We start from the raw sequence: 23,668 nt of genomic DNA, 5'->3' as shown, positions 1-23,668 counted from the left end.
ATCGCCAAAAGCTGACAAGAACCTTTAATTGCATCAGGACGCATTGGCATTGCCAGACGACGCATTGGCATTGTCAGAGGACGCATTGCATTGCCAGACGACGCATTGGCATGTCAGAGGACGTATTGGCATTGTCAGACGACGCATTGGCATTGCAGGGTATTACCAAATTAATTTGCTACGAATTAATGAAATGCTGTACTTAGGTGATTATGTGGCGCAATAGATTCACGCTTTACCCCGATCGCACCACGATACAATTAAGATGATGTAGTTTTATTTACTATGAAGAAAATCCGAGACAACACAATTAAGTTAAATCAATATTTAAAGTTGATGGGTATAGTGCCAACTGGAGGACAAGCCAAGCTAATGATTCAAGGTGGCGATGTCCAAGTAAACGGTATGCTAGAAACCCGACGAGGACGGCGACTAGTACCGGGTGATAAAGTGACAATAGAAGGAAAGACTTTAGAGGTGAATTTGGATAACAATGAAGACCAAAATGTAGTAACAGATTTTCCCCAACAAACCGAGTAAAAATTTTTATCCCAAATTGAAAAGTTCCTCTTTTGCCTTGTGAGCGATGCTGCAAATTTCCAACAAAGTTATAATCCCACAGAGTGATATTGAAATTAGTGCGATTCGTTCGCAAGGAGCAGGAGGCCAGAATGTAAATAAGGTTTCCACAGCGATTCACTTACGCTTCGATATTGTCGCTTCATCATTACCAGATTATTATAAAGAACAGCTTTTAAAGCTGAACGATCGACGCATTACCCAGGAAGGAGTTGTTGTCATCAAAGCACAGGAACACCGAAGCCAAGAAAATAATCGGGAATCAGCTTTGAAACGACTTCAAGAACTCATTCAGAGTGCAGTTATCGTACCAATAAAACGTAAACCCACGAAACCAACTCGCAGTTCTCAAAGAAAGCGCCTTGACTACAAAACTAAGCGCGGACAGGTTAAGTCTAACAGAGGACAGGTAACAGAATTTTAGATTTTAGGCTGAGGTGGATCTGCAAACAGAAATGTTATGAGAAATCAGTCTTAACGTTTAATTCCCTTAAACCGTTCTTGCGCCGCCTGAAACGCTTCTTGCATTACTAACTGAATTCTTTGGGGATCGGGTTTCTTACCTCCCATTAAATCACCAAAATAAACGCAGGCTGCTTCCCCTAGTGCCCAGGTGTAGGCGGCTGCCCAAGATGCTGCGATCGCACTCCCAAAACCTGGTATAAATTTAATTAATTCCCGTGCGATTGCCTGTGCTAAGAAACCCCCTGCGATCGCACTGACAACACCCCCTGCCTGTGATGGTGTAATTGTCTGTCCATATAATTTACCCAACAGACCCACCATTGATACTTGCAAGGCAGTTAGTACAGGCATTGTGGCAAAAGGCAGAGGTACAGCCGCAAGGGTGGCAGACATAATTGCAAATGGCAAAATATAACGGCGTGCTGCATCTCGGTAAAGGTTGCCAAGTTGCTTTCCGGCTTCTTCTCGATCTAATAGCTGATAAATCGCCTGCGCTTCTGCTTGTGGGAGTAGTTCTGCTAAAGAATCTCGTAGTGCTTCTAAGCCATAAAATACCGGATCGTAGCCATCTTCTTCCAGGGTAAAGTCAATTAGTACAGAGCGGTCAGTTATCCCGGCGAAGGCTTGCTGCATTGCCGCAAATGCGCGGTTGATTTCTTGATAATCTGGCGGATAGGCAGGATGATCGACAATATCAGCAGGATAAACCTCATGCAAGCAAGTAACTACTAGCAGACAGGGAATATTTGGATACTGCTGGCGTAACTTTTGAGCAATTTGTCGGAGTGTGTCAGTTGCAAAATCATTGATTTTGACCGTCAACAGGAGGATTCTGGCGGAACCAGTTTCCTTTTGTAAATCGCCAACTAACTCCTGAATAATTGTTTGGGTATCTTGGTTGACATCACCTAGTCCCACCGTATCAGTAAAAACTAGTAATGGCAGGTCATTGGAAGGATAAGCATAGCGCTGCGTGTGTTGCGTGTGCGGACGAAAACCCTGACCTATAATCTCAGCCGAAACCCCTGTTAATCCCCGCACAATTGAACTTTTTCCGGCTTGGGGTTTACCAATCAGTAGTGCTTCTGTGGTTGGCAATTCGGCTCGGATTTTCTCTAAAATCTCTGCAACTTGAGTTTCACTGACGCTAAACCATTCAACAACCGTTTGTGCCAGTTGTTCTACGGGTAGGAGTTTGGTTAAACGTGTTGTTGCTGTGTTCCAGACACCACCAATGCGGTTTGTCCAAGAATTATCGACCGACTTGGTAGTTGCTTTATCGGTCGGTTCACTCAATTGCTGAGAATCAGTTGTTGGTGAGTCAGCATCACGTTGCTCAATCATTTCTATTCAAATCTATTCAAACGTAGAAGACCCTTTTACTAATCTTATAGCGATTCTTAAAGTGATAACTAGTACCGTTAGTAGTGTTATGTAGCAGTTCTCGAATGGAAGCAATACACGCTTTGGGCACAGTAATGCTTATTTTATTGGTAACAATGCGATTGTTTCGGCTGAAAAATGCCATTGTTTCGACTTGCATTGTTAACGAGTTCTTGAGATACTAAGCGCCCAAAGAATTAATCCTTAACAAAAAAGTTTTTTTCGCCCACAAAACACTCGGTATGTACCAATGACTAATGACCAATAGACAGACATCTTGCAAAAGTAACTTTTGCAAGATGTCGGGGAAAGGTTAAAGGGTAAAGGGAAAGGGGAAACTTCATTCCTTTCCCCTTTCCCCTTTACCCCTTCCCCCACTTCTGCAAGAAGTCTAATGACTACTCAATCAAATCAACGATCGCTTTCACCAATACATCTGGATCTACTGGTTTAGAAATATGCATTTGAAATCCGGCTGCTAGTGCTTGCTGCTGATTCATTTCGCCTGCATAAGCTGTCAGAGCGATCGCTGGTACGCGTCCTCCTTCTTGCGGCGATCGCGATCGCACTTCCCGCATCAGCATATAACCGTCTGTCCTTGGCATTCCAATATCACTAATTAAAACATCTGGTATCGATTCAGATAGCGCTTGTAATGCTTCCTGTGCTGAGGATACAGCAGTTACTTGTACACCGTAGTCTTGCAAAATGAAACTCACCAAGTCGCGGATATCTGGTTCATCGTCCACCACTAAAACTTGAGTGTTCGAAAGGAGTGAGGATTCAGGCTGAGAATCTAAAGACTCATTCTCTTCCCGCCGAACTTGTTCACTTCTCACCAAAAGCGGTACTTCAACAGTGAAGGTTGCACCCAATCCTTCTCCAGCACTTTCGGCTTGAACTTTTCCCCCGTGCATTTCTACAACCTTACGCACGATCGCTAATCCTAAACCTAGTCCGCCAAATGTGCGTGTAGTAGTGCCATCAGCTTGGCGAAAGTAATCAAACACGAATGGCAAAAAGTCTGGGTTAATTCCCTTACCTGTATCGCTGACTTGAATTTGAATCTGATTACTAGCTTCCATGAGTCGAATTCCTACTCGTCCTCCGGTTGGTGTAAATTTTACCGCATTAGAAAGTAGATTCCACACAACTTGCTGGAGCCGATTTGGATCGCCCATAACTTGTCCTAAACTGGCATCAAATATGGTCTGAATTTCAATTGATTTAGCTTCTGCTGCTAGCCGTACCGTTTCTAGTGCTGCTTCAACTACCATTACCAAGTTCACTGGACAGATATTTAAGTTTAATTTTCCTTGGAGAATGCGAGACACATCCAACAAATCTTCAATTAACTGGGTTTGTAACTTGGCGTTGCGTTCAATGGTTTCCAAAGCGCGGTTAGTGGTTTGTTCATCAAACTTGCGAGTCCGTAACATTTTCGACCATCCCAGGATAGGGTTGAGTGGGGTTCGCAGTTCATGGGAGAGAACCGCCAGAAACTCATCTTTAATTTGGTTGGCGATCTCTGCTTCTTGGCGTGCTGTTCTTTCGCATTGGAGGAGGCGATCGCATTCTTTTTCAGCCAATTTGCGATCGGTAATATCTAGTACAAAAGCAACACCATGTTCTTGGGAGTCATTCAGCAAGGCTATGCCCAAAACAATTGGTACTCGCTTACCGTTGCGGTGGATGTACTCTTTCTCGTAAATTTTGGAGACTCCAGTGGTTTGCACCTCTAAAATGGCGCGATCGTCTAAATACTTGTATTCAATAGGAGTAAGTTCTCGCCAATTAACTTTACCTAAAACAGTGAACTCCTCATGAGTGTAGCCAGCTAGTTGAAGAAAGGCATCATTGGCATCAATAACGAAGCCATCCACATTCCAAAAAGCAACCCCGATTAGGTTAGACTCGAACAAACGCCGAAATCGAGCTTCACTTTCGCGTAATGATTTTTCTGCCCGTTTGTGTTCGGTAATATCACGAGAAACAGTAATTACACCTTCAATGCTTTGGTTTAAATTTCGTAATGGTGTCAGAATGTATTCATAATAATGCACTCCATCAGCAGTTACATATTTACACTCATCCTTAATTGGCTGCCCAGTTTTAATCACAGCTTTTAGTTGATTGTCTACCTGTTCTACAAGGTCTGTGGGTAAATCCAGTTCTTGCAAAGTTTTTCCGACAAGATCCTGGGGCTTAAAACCTAATATAGTAGCTGCATCACGACTAACATACTGATAGCAACCTTGGCGATTAAAGATATAAATGTGATCTACTGAAGCGGTGAGGATAGCATTTAAAATATTTGCCTGTTCTTGGACTTGTGTGGTTAGTTCGCGAGTACTTTCTTCTGCCTGTTTGCACACAGTTGTTTCCATACAAACACCGATCATTCGCACCGCTTTTCCCTGCTCGTCATAGATAAATTTTCCCTTGGCAGAAATCCAATGTACGCTTTGGTCTGAGCGAACTATCCGAAATTCATCGTTGTAGTCAGTTTTTTGTGCCAAAGCCTGGCCGATCCGTTGCATTACAGATTGCTTGTCTTCAGGATAAACACACTTCTGAAATGTTTCATAAGGACCATCAAAACTACTTGGAAGTAGACCAAAAAGTAGTTCATAATTTTCAGACCAGATGACTTGATTGGTTAAAATATTCCAGTCCCACAAGCCCATCTGAGAAACATCTAGAGCTAGCCTCAGCCGTTCTTCACTATCTTTCAGAATTACTTTTAACTGCTGTCGCTGTGCAATTTCTTGTTGGAGTTGCTCTAAAGTCACTGGCACATCTGTTGTCACATTAAAGCCTGTAGACTTCTCCTGCTCCAGATGGCATTCAATCTCATATTCTAAAACTGAAATATGCGAACTTTGTGCCGATGTTGCCAGTTTTCTTAATTGCTCTTCTAGTGCTACTTGCCTTTGTTGATAAAATATTTCTGCTTGCTCTAACTCAGCTACACGCTGCCGTAAAACTGCTAATTCATCAGTAAGGTTAGAATTGATTTTATCAACATTTGGCATTTTAATAAACCGCTAACAACTAAAAATAACACCGACTTGAAGAGTAGGCATACCCTAGTTTTAGCAGTATGAATTTTTAAGCTAAAAAATGCAATCCATCAAAAGGCACATAAGAGTTTTAACCAAAAGATATCCTCTGGTATTTAAGAGCCATGTCTAAAGATTAAGACAAATCAATTATCTCTTCAATCGTATGAAAGCCGCACCAATGAATAATCCCACAACCTGCCCCCAGAAGACAACACCCAATTGATTTACGCCAATGGGGGGAATATTTAAACTGCCGATACCATAAAATAACTGTTGCACAAACCACCAAAATATATAGACAAAGGCGGGAAGTTCGATAGGAATATACACAATAATTAACGGTAAAATGGTGTCAATTTTAGCTTTAGGAAACTTCATAATGTATGCCCCTAAAATAGCTGCGATCGCGCCATTGCCCCCAATTAATGGTACTGTCAAACTCGGTGCAGCTAGAATTTGTACGATCCCTGTTAAGATGCCAGCCGCCAGATAAAATCCAAGATAGCGTCTGTGTCCCAAGATATTTTCTATAGTTTTACCAAAAACCCACAGAAATAGTAGATTTCCCAATATCTGGCTAAAACTACCGTGCAAAAATATTCCAAAAAATAGTGAAAATACCCGCCAAATTACAATTATCCAAGCAGCAGAATTGTTATTAAATAATGCATTTGTAATTGCCCCACTAATCTGAGCTGGAATTACGCCCCAACTATTTACAAAATAGCCCAATGCATCACTAATTTCTAGTTTGATTTCCCATAAAAATACGGCAATATTAATGCCAATTAGCCAATAATTAATAATCGGCTTATTCCAACAACGAATATTATCACTAATAGGAATCATATAAATTTTTCATTGGTCACTTGTACTGAGTGCATCGCGACGAAAGCTCCACTAACGCATAACCTCTCATGGAGAAGTATTGGTCATTAGTTATTAGTTATTCTCCACCTGCCTCCCCTGCATCCCCTGCCTGCCCTTATTCCCCTATCCCCCTTAACGTGTGGCAAGATTGAAATCAGATCGCATCGCACTTAAGTAGGCAAACGAGATGCTAGGAAACACACTTGTTGGAAGATACCAAATTATTAGTAACTTGGGAGGAGGGGGTTTTGGTGAAACCTTTGTTGCTTATGATACTCAATTACCCGGTTCACCTCAATGTGTGGTCAAGAAACTCAAACCCCAAGCAAACGATCCGGTAACTTTAGAGACGGCTAGGCGTTTATTTGATACAGAAGCACAAGTTCTGTATAAATTAGGAACTCACGATCGCATTCCCCAACTTTTAGCTTATTTTGAGGAAGATGCCGAATTTTATCTCGTACAGGAATTGATCGAAGGTCATGACCTGAGTCAAGAATTAATACCAGGTAAAACCCTTAGCCAAGAGCAAGTAATTTCGCTTTTACAAGAACTTTTGACAATTCTAGAATTTGTCCATCAACAGAATGTAATTCACCGTGATGTTAATCCCCGAAATATCCTCAGACGACACCCGGATGGCAAATTAATCTTAATTGATTTTGGTGCGGTTAAACAAATTACTACTCAAGTAATTACTCCCGAAGGTTCAACAAAAGGTACTGTTGCCATAGGTACGCCTGGATATATTCCTGGAGAACAAGCTCATGGTACACCAAAATTAAGCAGTGATATTTATGCTACGGGAATCATTGCTATTCAAGCTCTCACTGGATTATTACCAGAGGAAATAGTAAAAGATGCTGAGACTAATGAAATTATCTGGCGCGATAAAGCCACAGTAACACCAGAATTTGCTCAATTCTTAGACAAAATGGTGTGCTACGACTTTCGACAACGCTATCCTTCGGCTACAGTAGCATTAAAAGCGCTGAAAGAGTTAACACTACCGCCGGCCGAAACAATAGCGTTAACTCCTATTTCTCTACCCAAAAATATAACCAAACCACAACCGAAAAAATTGGTTTTAGGCAAAGTTTTACTAACAATATTTTTAGTTGGGATCAGTGGAGTTGCATCAATATTTATTTTTAATCACATTAATTCAAATAACGCTATAGAATTATCCAAACAAGGAAATACACTTTTTGATTTGCAACGCTATCAAGACGCATTAGAAGTATATGAAAAAGCCGTTAATATTAGACCAGATTATGCTCAAGGATGGAATGGCCAAGGCAAAACGCTGTATAAATTAAAAAAATCTAAAGACGCATTAGCTGCGTATGATAGAGCAATCCAACTTAAGCCAGATTATTTTGAAGCTTGGAGTGGACGAGGCTTTGTCTTGGCAAGTCTACAGCGATATCAAGAAGCGATCGCATCTTTTGACAAAGCCTTACAATTAAATAATGAAAGCTCAGAAGTCTGGAATGCTAAGGGTGAAGCTTTTAGTAACTTAAAGCAATATGACCAAGCAATTAAAGCCTATGAAAAAGCGATTGAATTAAAATCAGATAATTATGAAGCTTGGTACAAGAAAGGATTAGCTTTACAGAATTCTAACCGATATGAAGAAGCGATCGCAGCATACCAAAAAGTTGTTGATTTAAAACCAGACTATGAGCAAGCTTGGTATAATTTAGGGAATGCATTAGTCAATTTGCAACGCTACCAAGATGCATTTGCAGCTTATGATAAGGCTGTACAGTACAAGTCAAATTATTATCAAGCCTGGTTTTCTAGAGGTAACACATTACTGAACCTACGACGTTACCCAGAAGCAATTGAATCTTTTAATCAAGTAATTAAATACAATCCTAGTAACTATCAAGCATGGTATAACTTGGGCTGGTCGCTGCATCAAAACCAACGCTATGAAGAAGCAATAAAATCTTATAATAAAGCCGCAACACTTAAGTCAAAAGATTATCAGCTCTGGTACAATCTGGGAAATTCACAATACATTCTGCAAAAATATGAAGATGCACTCGCATCTTATAATAAGGCCGTTCGTTATAAACCAGATCATTCTGAAAGCTGGTATAGCAGAGGCAATACTCTACTAAATTTGAAACGCTATCAGGATGCGATCGCGTCTTACGATCAAGCAATAAAATACAAGCCTAATTACCAACAAGCTATAGATGGCCGCAATCAAGCTCAGATTCAGCTGCAATCCGAGAAACCTAAGCCTATAATTGTGCCAGTTATTCCAGTTCCTAATCCTACAAATCCACCGCAGACGACACCCTAGTACCGCAAGGCGGAATTAAAAATTAAAAATTAAAAATGAATGAATACAATGTAAACGTTTCGTTCATTTGGAATGGGTGTTTTATTTATGCGGTGCTTTACGACTACATTAACAATTTGTAATTACAAATTGTTAATAACACTTTTTATAGCCAATAATTGGAATTTTAGTTGATTTTAAAGAATATTTTGAGATCGCAACTTATAATTCGTGGCATTACTATAAATTTATTGTTTATTTTACCAAAAGCTGTGAGCATCGGTAACTTCTTGGGCAATCTAAAGATAACCTAGAATTTTTTCTTACCGAACTATGCGATTAAGGAGCTAACCCTTGATACAAGCAAACTCCAGCCTATCAACAACTAATAAAGAAAATCATCTTTCACGAAATTTACTAATTCGATTTATTATTGGCGGTACTACCCTTGTAGTCAGTATTTCTGCCTATTTCAGCTATCAAGCCACTAGAAATCTGATGCTCAAAGATTTGAGACATAGCGCTTTTTTAGAGGTACAGAGAGGGGATAGTGAAATTGAAGAGTGGTTACATGTTCGCCAAGTGGAGGTACAAACCCTGGCGAATACTTTAACTGTACGCTCCTTAAACTGGTCTGTGGCAGAACCCTATTTAAAGGCAGAAGTCAAGCGGATAAATGAATTTTTCTTGTTCCAAATAGCTACCCCAGATGGTTCATATTCCAATACAAAAGTTGGTCGCTCAAATAAAAATATTCAGGATCGAGATTACTTTCAAAAAGCAATTGCGGGAAAGAGCAATATTTCCGATCCCTTCATTAGCCGTTCCACAGGAATTCCTTTAATTGCGATTTCCACCCCGATTTGGTCAAATTCTGCTAGCAGTAGTTCACCAATAGGGACTTTCCACGGTAATGTGAGAGTCGATCGCATTGCAAAGGTTGTTAACTCCTTACACTACGGCACGAACAGCTATGCTTTTGCTCTCAATTCCCAAGGACAAGCGATCGTTCACCCTAACTCGGCGTTAATCTCAACCGTAGAAAAACCTGCACCCAGCCTGCTGAAAATTGGCGATCGCAATTTAAATGCGATCGCTCAGAGGATGGTAAACAAACAACAGGGAATTGAGTTAATGGAAATTGACGGCACTAAACAGTATGTAGCTTATCTGCCGTTGCAAGCTGCTAATTGGTCTGTAGCTTTGGTGATTCCCCGCCAAAATATCGAATCTCGATTGCAATTCCTCGATTTCATTGCCTTAATTGTCGGTGGACTGACACTCACCATGATTACCGTCTTGTGGCAAGTGCAAGCATTTGAACAACGTGAACTGAAAAAATCGAAAGCTGCTGCTGATACAGCCAACCATGCTAAAAGCGAATTTTTAGCTAACATGAGTCATGAACTGCGAACACCTTTAAATGGCATTCTCGGTTGTGCCCAAATTTTGTTGCGTTCCCCAGCTTTACCTAAGCAAGAGCTATATCACGTCAATATTATTGAACAATGTGGCTCTCATCTGCTGACTTTAATTAATGACATTTTGGATCTCTCCAAAATTGAAGCGAAAAAACTAGAATTGCATCCTTATGATGTGCATTTCCCTTCCTTTCTTCAAGGAATTGTCGAAATATGTCACATTCGGGCAAAACAAAAGGGCATTTCGTTTATCTATAAACCTCCGATTAACTTGCCTACAGGGATTTATGTCGATGTCAAAAGATTACGTCAGGTACTATTGAATCTGCTGGGAAATGCCATCAAATTTACAGATGAAGGTCAGGTTACTTTCAATATTGAAGTAATCGATCAACCTCCCAATGATGGGCAGATCATAAAACATCGCCTTCGCTTTACTGTAGAAGACACAGGAATTGGGATAACTCCCGCAGAATTGAGCCAGATTTTCTTACCATTTGAACAAGTTGGTGAGAAAAAGCGCCAAGCTGAAGGTACAGGGCTGGGTTTAGCTATTACTCGGCAGTTGGTACAAATGATGGGTAGCGATATCCATGTTCAGAGTCAGATCGGTAAGGGGAGTAGCTTTTCGTTTGAGTTAGAGATACCCGAAGCGACTGACTGGGTACAATCTGCGATGACTGCCTCAGAGAAACAAATCATTGGCTTTGAGGGTGGCCCCTACACCATCCTGATGGTTGACGATCGCTGGGAGAATCGCACAGTGATTACAAACTTACTGCAACCACTAGGTTTTAATGTGGTTGAAGCCAGTAACGGTAAAGAAGGTTTAGAAAAAGCGATCGCCCTCAAGCCAAACTTAATCATCACAGATTTGCTGATGCCAGAAATGGATGGGTTTGAATTAATTAAACACCTGCGTCACACTCCAGAAATTCAGGATGTATTAATTATCGTTTCTTCAGCTAGTGTCTTTGAAGCCGACCAAAATCGCAGTCTGCAAGCTGGAGGTAATGCTTTCTTGAGCAAACCCATACAAGTAGATGAATTATTGCATCAACTAGAAAAATACTTAAATTTGGTATGGATTTACAAGCAATCTCAGCCTGATGGAAAAAAAGCCAAAGAAGCAACGACAGCAACTACTCAATTAACCTCTCCTTCTCCCCAGGTGTTGCAAGAACTAACCACCTTAGCCACTAAAGGTAACTTCAATGCCATTCTCAAGTGGGCCGATCAACTAGAAGAAACAGATACAAACTTTGCACCATTTGCTAACGAACTACGGCTGATGGCAAGGCAATTTGATGAAGATTTAATTATAAATTTTTTGACTAAATATGCGTTGGAAACGGTATGAAAACTATTATTGAAAACCAAAATAATTCTATCAATTATGCTCTTTCTAGGGGAATTGTTTTAGTTGTTGACGATAACCCTGCCAATTTACAAGTTTTATCCAGCTTTCTGGATCAGTCTAGCTTCGAAGTTTGGGCAGCCCGCAGTGGAGAGAAAGCCCTTCAGCGATTAGAAAATGGTGACTTACCTGATTTAATCTTGCTGGATGTAATGATGCCGGGTATAGATGGTTTTGAAACCTGTAAACAGCTAAAAAGCAATCCTCGTGTCCAAGATATTCCAGTCATTTTTATGACAGCCCTTTCAGAAACGGCTGATAAAGTCAAAGGTTTGCAATTGGGAGCCGTAGACTACATTACAAAACCTTTTCAGTATGAAGAAGTATTAGTGCGGATTGAAAATCACCTTAAACTGCGAAATTTGACAAAAAGCTTAATTGCTAAAAACACCGAATTACAACAAACTCAAACTCAACTGATTCAAGCAGAAAAAGTAGCAGCTTTAGGTCAACTAACAGCAGGAATTGCTCATGAAGTTAATAATCCCATCAACTTTATATCTGGCAACTTAAATTTTGTTGAAAAGTATGTAAAAGAAGTAGTTAGTTTATTGCATCTCTATCAAAAATATCTGCCCGATCCACCAGATGAACTTCAAACCGCAATTAAAAAAAGCGATCTTGAATTTTTGTTAGATGATTTATCTAAAATTATTAAATCCATGCAAGTTGGTACAGACCGCGTTACAGAAATTGTGTCATATTTGAACAATTTCTCGCGTCACAGAGAAGCTGGTAAAAAACTAGCTAACTTGCATGAAGGGTTAGAAAGTACATTACTCATTCTCGGACATCGGTTTAAGCGAAATGCTCATTACCCAGCTATAAAATTAGTTAAAGATTATGGAAATTTGCCACTTGTTGAGTGTTTTCCTAGCGAGATAAATCAGGTTTTTATGAATTTAGTTTGTAATGCAATCGATGCAATTGAAGAAGTAAATAAAAATAAAGATATTGATACAATTTCTAAGAATCCTGGGGTAATTAAAATCAAAACTGAGGCAATTGGAGAGCAAGTTATTTTAAGAGTTGCTGACAATGGCTCAGGTATAAAAAACGCAGATAAGACAAAAATATTCGATGCTTTTTACACAACAAAACCTGTGGGTAAAGGAACAGGGCTTGGTCTATCTATTGCTTACCAAATTGTGGTTAATAACCATCATGGCAAGCTCACATACGATTCCAAGCCAGGTGAAGGTGTAGAATTTATCATTGAACTACCCATTCGATAAATAAAAATCCTAAACTAAATAAAAGCAATCATCGCTTCTTTGTGTACCAATATGTTTAGTTAAAGATTTTTGTTAATGATTTTAGACCTGTAGAGACGCGTTAGCGTGGCGGGGCATTCGAAGCCAGCCCAGTACATTTTCGCATCTCTACTTAAAATTGCTCTATGTAACAAGTACATTTATCAAAAATCATGGTAACTATCGAATATTCACTTCTTGCAAATAATTTACTTGCTGAAGATATTCAATTTTAGTGTCTGAATTTTTAGAGACAAATGAATTTGTTCTTTTTGCAGAAGCTATCTTTTGATTGCCAGCCTGCACGTGTTGCTTTTGAGTATACTCATCCAATTTAACTTGAGCTTGAGCATAAACTAGAGCATCTTGGGGAATATTTCGGAGAAATTTCACAGCCCGATCAAAATCACCTACAGATGCTTTTTTGTAAGCATTCTGTAAAAAGTAAGCTGCTCTGATTTGGCGCTTTCGATTATACTCAGCCAGCTTTTCTTGAACTAAAGCCCCTGCACGACTTTCTTTAGGAATTTCCCGCAGATATTGTAATGCAGTAGAAAAATCTCTGATCTCGGCACTTTCGTAAGCTTTTGCTAATAAATCTTGTGTCTGTGCTTCAATGTTAACGTATGCTTGCTGAACTAGTTTATCTGTTTTAGATTGCCAATATGAAATATTTGGAATTTGAGAAACAGCATCAAGAACATCTGACCATCGGCTCTCATGAAAAGCTATTTGAGCTATTTGGTATTGTTGTGCAGCAACTTGCCATTGCTCTTGCCATTCTTCAATTGTGGCTTGTGCTTCTGGATAAACATTGCTGTGGGAGGGAATTGATTTAGCAAGTGCGATCGCTTCTTGCAAATCCCCAGCTTGATATTCTTTTTTTGCTTGATATAAAGTATCTGTTTCTGAGTATGCTGGTGCGGTATTAACTAAAGAATATACACCAAATCCCATCAATAAATAATTAGCTGCTAGCCCGACTTTCATTCCTGTCAATAACGGGGATGATGTGTCAGATGTAGGATTTTGAAAATCATTATCCTCAATCGCAACTTCTTCTAGAAAAAATTCAGAATCTTCCTCTAATATTTTTGGTGACTGATCCCATGTTATTTGTTTGAGTACCCGCAGTACCTCAGTCGCTGACTGGAAGCGATTTTGAGAATCGTAACGGATCATTTGGCTGAGAACAGCAGCTAGATAATCGTTAACTGGCGTGTTTGGAGAACGCCAAAAAATTTCATTAGTATGAGGATCAACTTTTAATTGTAGTGGTTCTAACCCAGTTAAAGCCTGGATAGCAATCATCCCCAAAGCATAAATATCGCTGTTGGGCTGTGTTTGTCCAATAAATTGCTCTGGCGGTATGTATCCCAATGAGGTGACGGGAATCCTATAAATCGGCAATTCCGCACCTATACCAAAATCGATAGACTGGATTGAGCCAAAGTCAATCAAAACTAACTTGCCATCGCTATTACGTCTAATCAAGTTTTCTGGTTTGATGTCACAATGGATCACGCCTTGAGAGTGAACAAATTCTAGAATACCTAAGACATCTATCAGGAATTTTACAACTTCCCTTTCACTCCACAGACACCCCCACTGTTGAGCAATGGGCAATTCCGCAGTCAGTGCATGTCCTTCAATTAGCTCTTGTACTAAATAAAACTGGCTGTTTTCTTCAAAACAGGCGATAAATTCAGGAATTTGTTGATGGCTTCCTAGAAGCTTGAGGGTTTCAGTTTCAGTTAGAAACATTAACCTCAGCATCTCCAAGTAGCCAGGTTCGGAACTGCTAACTTTTATCTGCTTAATAACACATTTAGGATTCTGTGGAAAATCTACGTCTACAGCTATATATGTTTGTCCAAATACCCCTGCACCCAGGCTTTGGACAATTTGATAACGCTCTTGTAATAATTTACCGATTATGTGGTTGGTCATGACCTGGTTACTCAGTAAGCCCTTATTATTTAGTTTTTCTGACATTCCCTCCTGTTTCCGGAATGCTTGAAAAATAGATTTACCGAACTTAACTACTTGGATATAACTTGATTTATTACAGTAATTTTACTTAAAAAAATTGGGTTTTAATTTATCAAACTCTATTAAACTTATTAAATATTAAAATCTTAATATATTTTTAAATGGTTAATGAAAAAATTCAAACCTACAAGCTATTTCTCATGTCTTTATAAAGGACTAGATGTAATTTAAAAGCAAAAACATGAAGAATTCATAAAAAATATATGAATTTTGTGTAAACTTTATATACTTTTGTGGGCAATAATAGTTTTTATACTATTATGCTAGCAACAGCATTGTTTGATTTAATACATAATTTACAGTGCTAATAAAACCCTAGTTCAATACTGAATTTTTAACTACGTTTAGTTACTCTGATTGTTGAGCAACTGCGTCTTTTTAAAAGCAGCGATTGTATAGGGAAATTTTTTGTGAATTTCATCTAAACAGGTTCAACTTTAGAAAGATATCGCATGAAAAATTGTTACAAATTAGCAATGACGGCTGCTATTGTTGGATTTGGATTAGGAATGCTGAACGTAGCGCAAGCAGCAACTGTTAGTTTGAGTAGTTCAAATCAAGGCTGGTGGAGTAAGACCGCTGGTAACAGCAACCAGAACGACAACTATATCACTGGAAATCTCGACGCGACCAATTATGCTAACTTTTTTACATTCGATCTTAACGATCTAGCTGGAGTCTCCACAGCAACTTTGCAAGTTAAACGGTTTCAAGGTGCAGGAAATCCAACAAAGACCCTAGGTTTTTTTGATGTTTCAACAGCCGCTGATGTACTTGCTCAAAAAGTTAACAATCCTAATGCTGTTATCTATAATGACTTGGTAAGTGGTAAAAATTACGGTACTTTTAATGTCAGCACTTTTGGCAATTCAGACGAAATCCTAAGTTTTGTCCTCAACTCGGACGCTATTGCAGATATTAACGCCAGCAGTGGACGATTTTTCTCAATTGGAGGTGCGCTTTTGGGCGATATTGGAATTGGAGAGCAGTATCTGTTTGGATTTAGTTTTGATTCATCTGCTACGCTTGTGCTAAATACCGATTTAGCTAGTGTTCCAGAACCTGGCATTCTTAACGGGGCAGTACTTGTTGGTATTACGGTTTTGTTGTTGAAGCGCAAGGGAAAAGCATTCTAAAATGTATAAGTTAATTTAATTTGATACTTATCGAACAAACTATTTTTTCCTAGAAAAATTTTAATGCTCTTGCTTTTTAGCAAGAGCATTTTTGACATTAACTAATAAAGTTAATAGTTATTAAGATTATTCTTCAATACGCTTGGGTTATGCTTTACTTAACCCAACAAAGCCACAGAAATATTGGGTTTCGTTCCTCAAACCAACCTACAAAGTTTAAGGTTTTTGGCGCTAACCTAAGCGTATTAGATTATTCTTTGCTTTCTTCTTCCTCGATCGCTTCAGATTTATCTTGTAACGGCTTCACTACCCGCGCGATCGCTTCTTGAATAAAAGCTTTAATAAATTCATCTCGGCGATTAATTTGAAACTGTTTCTGCACAACTTCCGTCATTCCCCCATCACCCCAATCTTGATCGTGACGAAAATATTCAATAAAACTTTTACCAGCAATTCGCGTTAAATAAGCTGCTGTCACACCTTGAATCGCCCTACCAATAAGAAAGGTAGCAACATTAAGTTGCAAGGCTGTAGATAATAATTGAATTGCTCCCTTGACAATGCCCAGACTAGCAATAGTTTTCGCTAAAGAAAGGGCTAACTCTCGTCCCCGTTCCATATTCAATTCACAGCCGTAGACTCTGCCAATTTCCACAACCATTTGAGCGTTGACTGCGGCTGTCGCCAATAAATCCACAACTGGTATTGGCGTGACTGACACCACACCAGCACCAATCCACTGAAACCGTTCTACGATTTTGTCAGCTTGACGACGACGCTGGCCATCGATGAGTTTTCGCGCCTCGTCTCCCAATCGCAGAGATTGCAAAAGAATGTTATCCGCCACCAAATCTTCACCTTCGGCGCGTAAAACAGCAGCCGTGCGTCGCAGTAAAGGGACAATATCGGGTTCCGGCTGGTAGGTTTCGCCAGTTTCTAGTTGTGCAGATTGGGGATTAGCTGCGATCGCCACCACATCATTAGTAGCAATAAATCCCCGTACCCGTTGACGCAACCTAGCCAGGATGGATTCTTTATCTTCATCTGTATATAAATCGGTTTTGTTCAGCACCAAAAGCGATCGCTTCCCAATTTCTGCTAATCCCCGCAACGGCTCATATTCTGAGCGTCGTAAGTCATTATCCACCACAAATAACAGTAAATCTGCTTCTGTTGCCAGTTCTCGCGCCATTTGTTCCCGTTCCGTTCCCGCCACCCCCGCTTCTAAAATCCCTGGCGTATCTGTAATTAAAATCTTGCGTTCTAATCCCTTCAACCGCAGACAATAGGTTTCTCCAACCTGGGTTGTACCCATCGGTGCATCCACTTGACCCACCATGCGTCCCATAATTGCATTCACTAGGGAAGTTTTGCCAGCACTCCCCGTACCAAATACCACTACTTGAATTTCACCCCGTGCTAAGTTCGCTTCAATCTCGCGCGATCGACTTAATAAAGCCTGACGTGTGACTTCATCTTGAATTTGCGCTACCTGTTGGCGCACAGCTTGGAGAGTTGTAGAAGCAGCGTCAGATTTAGCAGCAGGAATTTGCGCCGCAGTTACTCGCTTGGGGTTGCGGCGCGATCGCTTTTCTCCAGATTGGATTACCAATACATAATAGACAAAAGCCGCAACCAAGGCTCCTATAAGGACAATCAGCAGCAACAGCAGCAAATTGCCAAGCAACGGCGAATAGGACAATTGCCAATAGAGGCGTGATAGGGAATCAATTAGCCATAGGGCTAGCCCCAAAATGACTATCAGACCAACAATTAGCGTTACTATGCGCGACAGAGGCATGGCTAGGAAAGATTAGTGGGTATTTCAGTAGGTAGATGCTTCTGATCTTAATAGTTTCAGTCTTTCTTACCAGAGTAGTAAGAAGCAGCTTTTGCAAAATTTGAACCTTTGACGGTGAAACTTAAGCGCAATGCTGTACCCCACAATAAATCATTCTATATGTCAATACGCTTGGGTTCAGCCTTTTTCTCCCCTCTGCTTCCCCTCCTCTGTTTTATCAACATTCAGTAGGCAGATACTTCTAATCTTCATAGTTTCAGTATTTTTGACCAGGGTAGAAAAAAGCCCCTTTTGATAAACTGAGAGCGCATTTTGTATCAAATGTGTTCCCACTTGCGGCTGGATTTCTTGTTTTTGATGAAAAACCACTTAGTAAAAAAATTCAATAGCGAGTAATACCATGACTGCGATACCTAAATTAAAATACTTTAACTGGGTTCAACAAAGATTCCATCGCCTTAGTATTCGGCAAAAAATTTTTTATGGATACGGTTTGGCTTTGGGAGTTGCAGTTTTAGGAACGACAGCAGGGTTGGTAATAGGCGATCGCTACTTTCAACAAGCTAGACAAGAGATGATCTTAGTAGATGAAGAAGCAAACTTGTTAAGTAGTTTGCAAGGTGAACTGTTAGAAATACAGATCAACCAGCAAGAAATAGTGCCTTCTATACAGCATTTGCAAGCGTTGCAAAGACGAATTTCTGATTTCAAAAGCGATATGGCAGAGGCTGAAACGTTGCTTTCTCAAGCACAGGAATTTAGTCAAACCAATTCGCAAGGGGATTTACAAACTCTGCTGACAAAGCATAACAGTACAATAAGCGGATATTTTGAACAACTCAGGGCACTGATTCAACAAATTTTGCCATTAAGTTCACAGCCAGAGGGAGCTATAAAAGCACAGCAATTAATCTTGAAATTTAGTCAAGGTCAGAATGCTCTGAAGTTTTATCAATTTGCCCATGAGTTAACCGACTTTGCTAAAACACTTCAAGAACGCCAACAGGAAGGAGATGTAGCCCAAAAACAAGCTGCGCTTATCCAAGCCCAAATTATTATTGCTAGTATGCTGCTGTCAGTAGCGATCGCTGCTATCCTGGCTTTCTACACCAGTACAATCATTGCCTATCCGATTAAAGCGGTGACAGATATCGCCCAAAAAGTTAGCCAAGAAGCCAATTTTGACTTGCAAGCGCCCGTAATTACTCAAGATGAAGTTGGGGCTTTAACTAATTCCCTTAACCAGCTAATTCGACAGGTGAAGCACCTTTTAGAAGAACAACAGGCTGAGTCCCAAGTCCGACTAATTCAAAGTGAAAAAATGTCTAGTTTAGGAAGAATGCTGGCTGGTGTTGCCCACGAAATTAATAATCCTGTAAATTTCATTTCTGGCAACCTCGTACACGCGAAAACCTATACTGACGATTTATTAGCATTACTGCAAGTATATAAAGCCGAAGTTCCTCAGCCTTCCACTGCCGTGCAAACTCTCGCAGAAGAAATTGATTTGGAGTTTCTAGAAGTCGATTTGCCAAAGCTCTTTAATTCAATGAAAGTTGGTGCTGAACGCACGCGAGAAATTGTCCGAAGTTTGAAAGATTTCTCTCGTTTAGACGATGGAGAAGCACAGTTAGTCGACATACACGCTTGTCTAGATAGTACATTATTGATTCTGAATAATCGCCTGAAAAATGGCATTAACCTTGTTCGTAGCTATGGAGAAATTCCAGAGGTTCCAGGTTATACAGGTTTACTTTATCAAGTATTTATGAATCTTCTCAGCAACGCACTTGATGCTTTAGAGCAAAAATCAGCTGAAAATCCCGAATTTCTCCCTGAAATCACTATTATTACAGAATGCTGGGAGAATAATTTGGTGATAGTGCGAATTGCCGACAATGGCCCTGGTATTTCACCAGAAAATCAGAAAAAGATATTTGAAACATTTTTTACCACCAAACCACGAGGCATTGGTACTGGTTTAGGGCTAGCGATCGCATATCAAATTGTGGTAGAAAAACATCAAGGTAAGATTACCTGCCAATCTGAGTTAGATAAAGGTACAGAGTTTGCGTTGGCTCTGCCCATCGCAGGTATCGCTCTGCCCATTTCTCATCCTTGAGTTAGTAGCTTTTCAAAGTTAATTTTTTCATAATAATTAACAGCAAGTATAAGGTTGCGTGTTTAAATCTTTTAGTGGACTGACGAAAGTTTGCCTACACAAACACTTCAAGCCAGTTTTGGCAAGCTTTTTGAGAACAAAGGGAGAAATAAATTTATGGGACTTTTCGATCAAATTCTTGGTGCAGTTGCTAATCCCAATCAACAGGGAAGCTTAGGGCAACTGGGAGGAATTATTAACACTGTACAACAATTAAGCCAAAGTACTGGTGCAGACCCTTCTACCATTCAATCAGTTTTGTCAATTGTGGGTGGTCAAGTGCGTTCTGCTTTACAAGACAAGCAAGCCACAGATGGTAATGAAGCCGCGCAAAGTTTAGTGAATCAATATGCTGGGACTTCACCTAACCCCCAAGCCGTCAATTCGCTGTTTTCTCCTCAGATACAACAACAGGTAGCTCAGGTTGCTGCCCAGCGCACTGGATTGGATGCTGGTATAGTTCAACAATTGCTACCTTTAGCAGTACCTTTAGTCCTGAATTTTTTGCAATCAGGTGCAAATGCTCAAAATCCCCAAGCTGGCGGGAATCCTGTACTGAATTCCTTCTTGGATGCTGACGGCGATGGTGATGTAGATATCGCTGATGCCATCCAAATGGCTAGTCGGTATATGAGGCAGTAAGTAAGTTGGCACAATAAAATCAAACTTATGTAAATAAAAAGGAACTAGGCTAAAACCCTTATGCCTATTGCTTATTTCCTTATCCCAAAGATAATTATTTACGCCCACTTACTTAATACTTTTCCTAACTCCAAACTCCCATTTGCTCAGACATCGGCAATTGGGCCTTGCTAGATATTTAGCTAAGGCATAGGCTGAGAAGATGAGAAATTTGTATGTGAATATAAATCAGACAGTCTATGTCTAAACTTTTTGACTGTATTACAGACGAACTGCAAGACTTTATTGCAGCCCAACACCTTTTCTTTGTTGGCTCTGCACCCTTGAGTCCTACGGGTCATGTTAATCTATCTCCTAAAGGTTTAGGATGCTTTCGCGTTCTCTCTCCCAAGCAAGTAGGTTACGTAGACCTTACAGGCAGTGGTAATGAAACCTCAGCCCATTTGCAAGAAAATGGGCGAATAACCTTCATGTTTTGCGCCTTTGAAGAACCCGCATCTATTCTGCGTCTTTACGGTCAAGGAAAGACGATTTTACCGAATTCTCCAGACTGGGACTCTCTGTACTCTCTGTTTTTACCAATGCCTGGAACTCGCCAAATTATCGTTGCTGATATTGAAAAAGTACAGACTTCTTGTGGTTTTGGCGTACCACTTTATGAATATCGGGGTCAGCGCCAGACTTTAGTAAACTGGGCTAGTAAAAAAGGTGAAGAGGGAGTTCGAGAATATCAACAGAAGAAAAATCTTGTCAGCATTGACGGTTTACCAACACCGCTAAGTAAATTATCCTAAATTTTACAAAAGCGGACTTTAGGGCATGAGTTATGGATTATTCTATTCGTCCATTGACACAGGAAGATGAGCCTTTTCTCTGGCTTATGCTTTATGAAGCAGCGCATCTAGAAAAAGAAGGTAATCTGACAGTGCAGGATGCCATAAATAATCCTGATTTGGCAAAATATGTTAAAAATTGGGGAAGTAAAGATGATAGCGGCTTTATCGCTATTCTAGAAACTAGTAATCAGCCAGTAGGATCTGCATGGCTGCGTCTATTGACAGGTGAAAATAAAGGATATGGCTATGTTGACGATCAAACTCCTGAACTAGCTATTGCCATTCTTCCCCAACATAGAAATAAAGGTATAGGAACGCAGTTACTCACACATTTGTTAGCAGCAGCCCAAACATCTTATTCATCAATATCACTTAGTATCAGATCGACAAATCCAGCCTTGAGTTTATATAAAAGGTTTGGCTTTGAAGTCGTTCTTGGTAGCGAAATAATCAACCGAGTTGGTAGCATCTCTTTTAAGATGAAAATTGATTTTTGAAATAGTTTTAAAATCCTCCCTTTATTTTGATTTTGCTTTTAGGGAACTCCAAAAAATAAATTATCCAATCTCTGCACTTCACTACGATTTTCCCTCCCCCTGCTCCCTGCTTCCTGCCCTTAAAGCGATGGGATATTTTTTTATTTGGAAGTCCCTTATGACCCTTTTGGGTTAGTGTCACCAGCAATTATTGCTTGAAATAAGTTTCCAAGTAAAGAGAAAAATGCCGAAACTAACACTACCAGCATCAAACTAGCAAGGGCAGCAAAGGGAGAAATGATGAATAAGAGTAACAGTGCAAGCATCAAAATCGTTAGTAATGTCTTATTCATCTTTTTCATCTTTACATAGTTGCTATTCTCAATTTAACCAACTAATCTATGAACTTGACCACAGTCAATAGAAAGAATTAGTCTTATTTCTCTGGTAAGAATTTGCAAACTAATTGAATGCCAAAGTTTAATTTATAAACCAAAAATCGAGCCACTATAGTTTTGCAGTCATAGCAATTTCTGATTTTCTAGCACAGCAGTTACAAAAAATTCTCTTACACCTTCTCCTTTGCTGCTGGCACAATGCCCAACTTATTTAAACCTGCATCGATTTCCCTAAGTGCTTTAAAATCCTCCTCTGGTAAAGGATAGCTGCTACTGCTGAATAAACCCCCACTAACAGCAGGCTGCTTTTCCAAAAAAGAGAAAGCTTGACGAAACTGATACGCTTGGGCTTTTATCGGTGCATCAAAGTGGCAGGGAATAATCCACTCGAAGTCCCAACTAGCAACTTTATCAGCCCAGTCAATAGTTTCTTGTGGTGCGCGGTTGAGAATCAACGTCTGTAAAATTGGTGCAACAAACAACCGCCCATTACCTCGCAGGGCATCAAACGATCGCAGCCAATCTGGATTCCATTGAAAGGGGTACAATCCAAAATAAGCTTTCCTTGAGCGTTCTGGGGCTTTCAAGGCATCTTGCAACACCTGATTCCATTGGGGTATATTTAGTGCGCTTGGTTGAAAGTACAAAGCAAACAGACAGATACGCTGCCAACCCTTACGGCGATTTACCTGAATGTCTGCAACAATATCAGAAGCACAATCCTTGGCATGGAATAGTAGGGGATATGGATCTAATAAAACGATCGCAGGTGGATCGTCTGGGATAGAGAGTACAGAATCTGTTACTAAAAGAGTATGCGATCGCTTGTGGAAAAAAGCAACTTCTGCAAATCGACCAGGGCCAAGGTCGATGGGGCCCAGCATCGCATAATCAAACTCGTCAGCAAAGGGTGTTTTGCTACTATCTTCTGGGAGTACCTGAGTCCGTTTTGGGGGTAAACCAAGCCAGCTAAGAGGCAGATTTAGCGGGAAACTCCATTGATGGGGAGCCACAAATACCTGTGCAGTCGGAAAATATCTGGCGAAGGGGCCAACAAAGACTTTGTGTTCTATACCGGAAATAGTCGGCAGAATAATGTACTTAACATTACCGTGTTCCGCCACCAACTCATTCACAAGCCTGATGCACTCTGGGGTTGGTGCAACAGGCGCATAGATAAGAAGACCTCCCGCTTCGAGTTTAACTACAGTCATGCGAATCGGCACAACAACGTAGAAAATGCCCTGAATCTGGTCAAAATTCCAGATTGTGTCCTTAACCACTTCTTTGCGGATTGTCTGCCGCCTGCCATAAGGGTAGAGTGGCAGAACAGGCCATAATCCCCATGAAAAGTCTTTTGGATTTATCTGTTGTGCATTGACTATGCGTTCATCATCAGCCACTCTGCAACCCCCTC

18 protein-coding genes are annotated in these 23,668 nt (G+C 40.2%); 11 read left to right on the top strand and 7 right to left on the bottom strand.

What is annotated here, in order from left to right:
- Positions 1-28: 28 nt before the first annotated feature.
- Genes IQ274_RS21220 through arfB form a run of 3 tightly spaced genes read left to right on the top strand, consistent with a single transcriptional unit; the run spans position 29 to position 1,003 of the window.
- Complete coding sequence (locus tag IQ274_RS21220; RefSeq protein ID WP_228058288.1) at positions 29-226, top strand: hypothetical protein; 198 nt, start codon at positions 29-31, stop codon at positions 224-226.
- A 59-nt stretch (positions 227-285) separates the two neighbouring features.
- Positions 286-540 carry an RNA-binding S4 domain-containing protein gene (locus IQ274_RS21215; RefSeq protein WP_163929213.1) on the top strand — a complete coding sequence of 85 codons (255 nt, stop codon included), beginning with the start codon at positions 286-288 and terminating at the stop codon, positions 538-540.
- A 46-nt stretch (positions 541-586) separates the two neighbouring features.
- A complete protein-coding gene (gene arfB / locus IQ274_RS21210; RefSeq protein ID WP_194143337.1) occupies positions 587-1,003 on the top strand; it encodes an alternative ribosome rescue aminoacyl-tRNA hydrolase ArfB in 417 nt (138 codons plus the stop codon).
- Positions 1,004-1,053: 50 nt separating this feature from the next.
- On the opposite strand, the gene IQ274_RS21205 is transcribed toward arfB, so the two are convergent.
- The 3 genes from IQ274_RS21205 to IQ274_RS21195 all read right to left on the bottom strand — a co-directional run bounded on the left by IQ274_RS21205 (position 1,054) and on the right by IQ274_RS21195 (position 6,341).
- Positions 1,054-2,388 carry a GTPase family protein gene (locus IQ274_RS21205; RefSeq protein WP_163929212.1) on the bottom strand — a complete coding sequence of 445 codons (1,335 nt, stop codon included), beginning with the start codon at positions 2,386-2,388 and terminating at the stop codon, positions 1,054-1,056.
- Positions 2,389-2,825: 437 nt separating this feature from the next.
- Positions 2,826-5,462 carry a PAS domain S-box protein gene (locus IQ274_RS21200; protein ID WP_194143336.1) on the bottom strand — a complete coding sequence of 879 codons (2,637 nt, stop codon included), beginning with the start codon at positions 5,460-5,462 and terminating at the stop codon, positions 2,826-2,828.
- 177 nt (positions 5,463-5,639) lie between these two features.
- Complete coding sequence (locus IQ274_RS21195; RefSeq protein WP_194143335.1) at positions 5,640-6,341, bottom strand: rhomboid family intramembrane serine protease; 702 nt, start codon at positions 6,339-6,341, stop codon at positions 5,640-5,642.
- 208 nt (positions 6,342-6,549) lie between these two features.
- On the opposite strand from IQ274_RS21195, the gene IQ274_RS21190 reads away from it, so the two are divergent.
- The 3 genes from IQ274_RS21190 (at position 6,550) to IQ274_RS21180 (ending at position 12,731) form a co-directional block, all read left to right on the top strand.
- On the top strand, positions 6,550-8,679 hold the full coding sequence (locus IQ274_RS21190) for a tetratricopeptide repeat protein (protein WP_194143334.1): 2,130 nt from the start codon (positions 6,550-6,552) through the stop codon (positions 8,677-8,679).
- A 333-nt stretch (positions 8,680-9,012) separates the two neighbouring features.
- The gene (locus tag IQ274_RS21185) at positions 9,013-11,439 is read left to right on the top strand and encodes a hybrid sensor histidine kinase/response regulator (RefSeq protein WP_194143333.1); all 2,427 of its coding nucleotides are present in this window, start codon (positions 9,013-9,015) and stop codon (positions 11,437-11,439) included.
- Complete coding sequence (locus IQ274_RS21180; RefSeq protein WP_194143332.1) at positions 11,436-12,731, top strand: response regulator; 1,296 nt, start codon at positions 11,436-11,438, stop codon at positions 12,729-12,731. Before IQ274_RS21185 ends, IQ274_RS21180 begins: the two co-directional genes overlap by 4 nt.
- A gap of 198 nt (positions 12,732-12,929) precedes the next feature.
- Here the strand turns inward: IQ274_RS21180 and IQ274_RS21175 are convergent, their stop codons facing one another.
- On the bottom strand, positions 12,930-14,699 hold the full coding sequence (locus IQ274_RS21175; RefSeq protein ID WP_228058287.1) for a serine/threonine-protein kinase: 1,770 nt from the start codon (positions 14,697-14,699) through the stop codon (positions 12,930-12,932).
- Positions 14,700-15,253: 554 nt separating this feature from the next.
- Between IQ274_RS21175 and IQ274_RS21170 the strand changes: the two genes are divergently transcribed.
- Positions 15,254-15,937, top strand: coding sequence for a hypothetical protein (locus IQ274_RS21170; protein WP_163927312.1), 684 nt, complete (start codon positions 15,254-15,256; stop codon positions 15,935-15,937).
- A 250-nt stretch (positions 15,938-16,187) separates the two neighbouring features.
- On the opposite strand, the gene IQ274_RS21165 is transcribed toward IQ274_RS21170, so the two are convergent.
- Positions 16,188-17,738, bottom strand: a complete 1,551-nt coding sequence (locus IQ274_RS21165) for a YcjF family protein (RefSeq protein WP_163927310.1) — start codon at positions 17,736-17,738, stop codon at positions 16,188-16,190.
- 400 nt (positions 17,739-18,138) lie between these two features.
- On the opposite strand from IQ274_RS21165, the gene IQ274_RS21160 reads away from it, so the two are divergent.
- The 4 genes from IQ274_RS21160 to IQ274_RS21145 all read left to right on the top strand — a co-directional run bounded on the left by IQ274_RS21160 (position 18,139) and on the right by IQ274_RS21145 (position 21,874).
- Positions 18,139-19,860, top strand: coding sequence for an ATP-binding protein (locus tag IQ274_RS21160; protein WP_163927308.1), 1,722 nt, complete (start codon positions 18,139-18,141; stop codon positions 19,858-19,860).
- Positions 19,861-20,016: 156 nt separating this feature from the next.
- A complete protein-coding gene (locus IQ274_RS21155; protein ID WP_012412549.1) occupies positions 20,017-20,541 on the top strand; it encodes a DUF937 domain-containing protein in 525 nt (174 codons plus the stop codon).
- A gap of 239 nt (positions 20,542-20,780) precedes the next feature.
- Positions 20,781-21,335: a pyridoxamine 5'-phosphate oxidase family protein gene (locus IQ274_RS21150; protein ID WP_163927306.1), complete on the top strand. Its 555-nt coding sequence runs from the start codon at positions 20,781-20,783 to the stop codon at positions 21,333-21,335.
- A gap of 32 nt (positions 21,336-21,367) precedes the next feature.
- Entirely contained in the window at positions 21,368-21,874 is a 507-nt protein-coding gene (locus IQ274_RS21145; protein WP_194143330.1) for a GNAT family N-acetyltransferase, read from the top strand.
- 155 nt (positions 21,875-22,029) lie between these two features.
- On the opposite strand, the gene IQ274_RS21140 is transcribed toward IQ274_RS21145, so the two are convergent.
- Together IQ274_RS21140 and IQ274_RS21135 are read right to left on the bottom strand one after the other, a co-directional pair.
- Complete coding sequence (locus tag IQ274_RS21140; RefSeq protein WP_179072574.1) at positions 22,030-22,206, bottom strand: hypothetical protein; 177 nt, start codon at positions 22,204-22,206, stop codon at positions 22,030-22,032.
- Positions 22,207-22,421: 215 nt separating this feature from the next.
- A complete protein-coding gene (locus IQ274_RS21135; protein WP_194143329.1) occupies positions 22,422-23,654 on the bottom strand; it encodes a DUF4336 domain-containing protein in 1,233 nt (410 codons plus the stop codon).
- Between the last annotated feature and the right edge of the window lie 14 nt (positions 23,655-23,668).

Source organism: Nostoc sp. LEGE 12447 (genome assembly GCF_015206985.1).
GTDB lineage: Bacteria > Cyanobacteriota > Cyanobacteriia > Cyanobacteriales > Nostocaceae > Nostoc.
The sequence above is the reverse complement of the archived record's forward strand: the minus strand, read 5'-3'. Positions and strand labels throughout refer to the sequence as shown.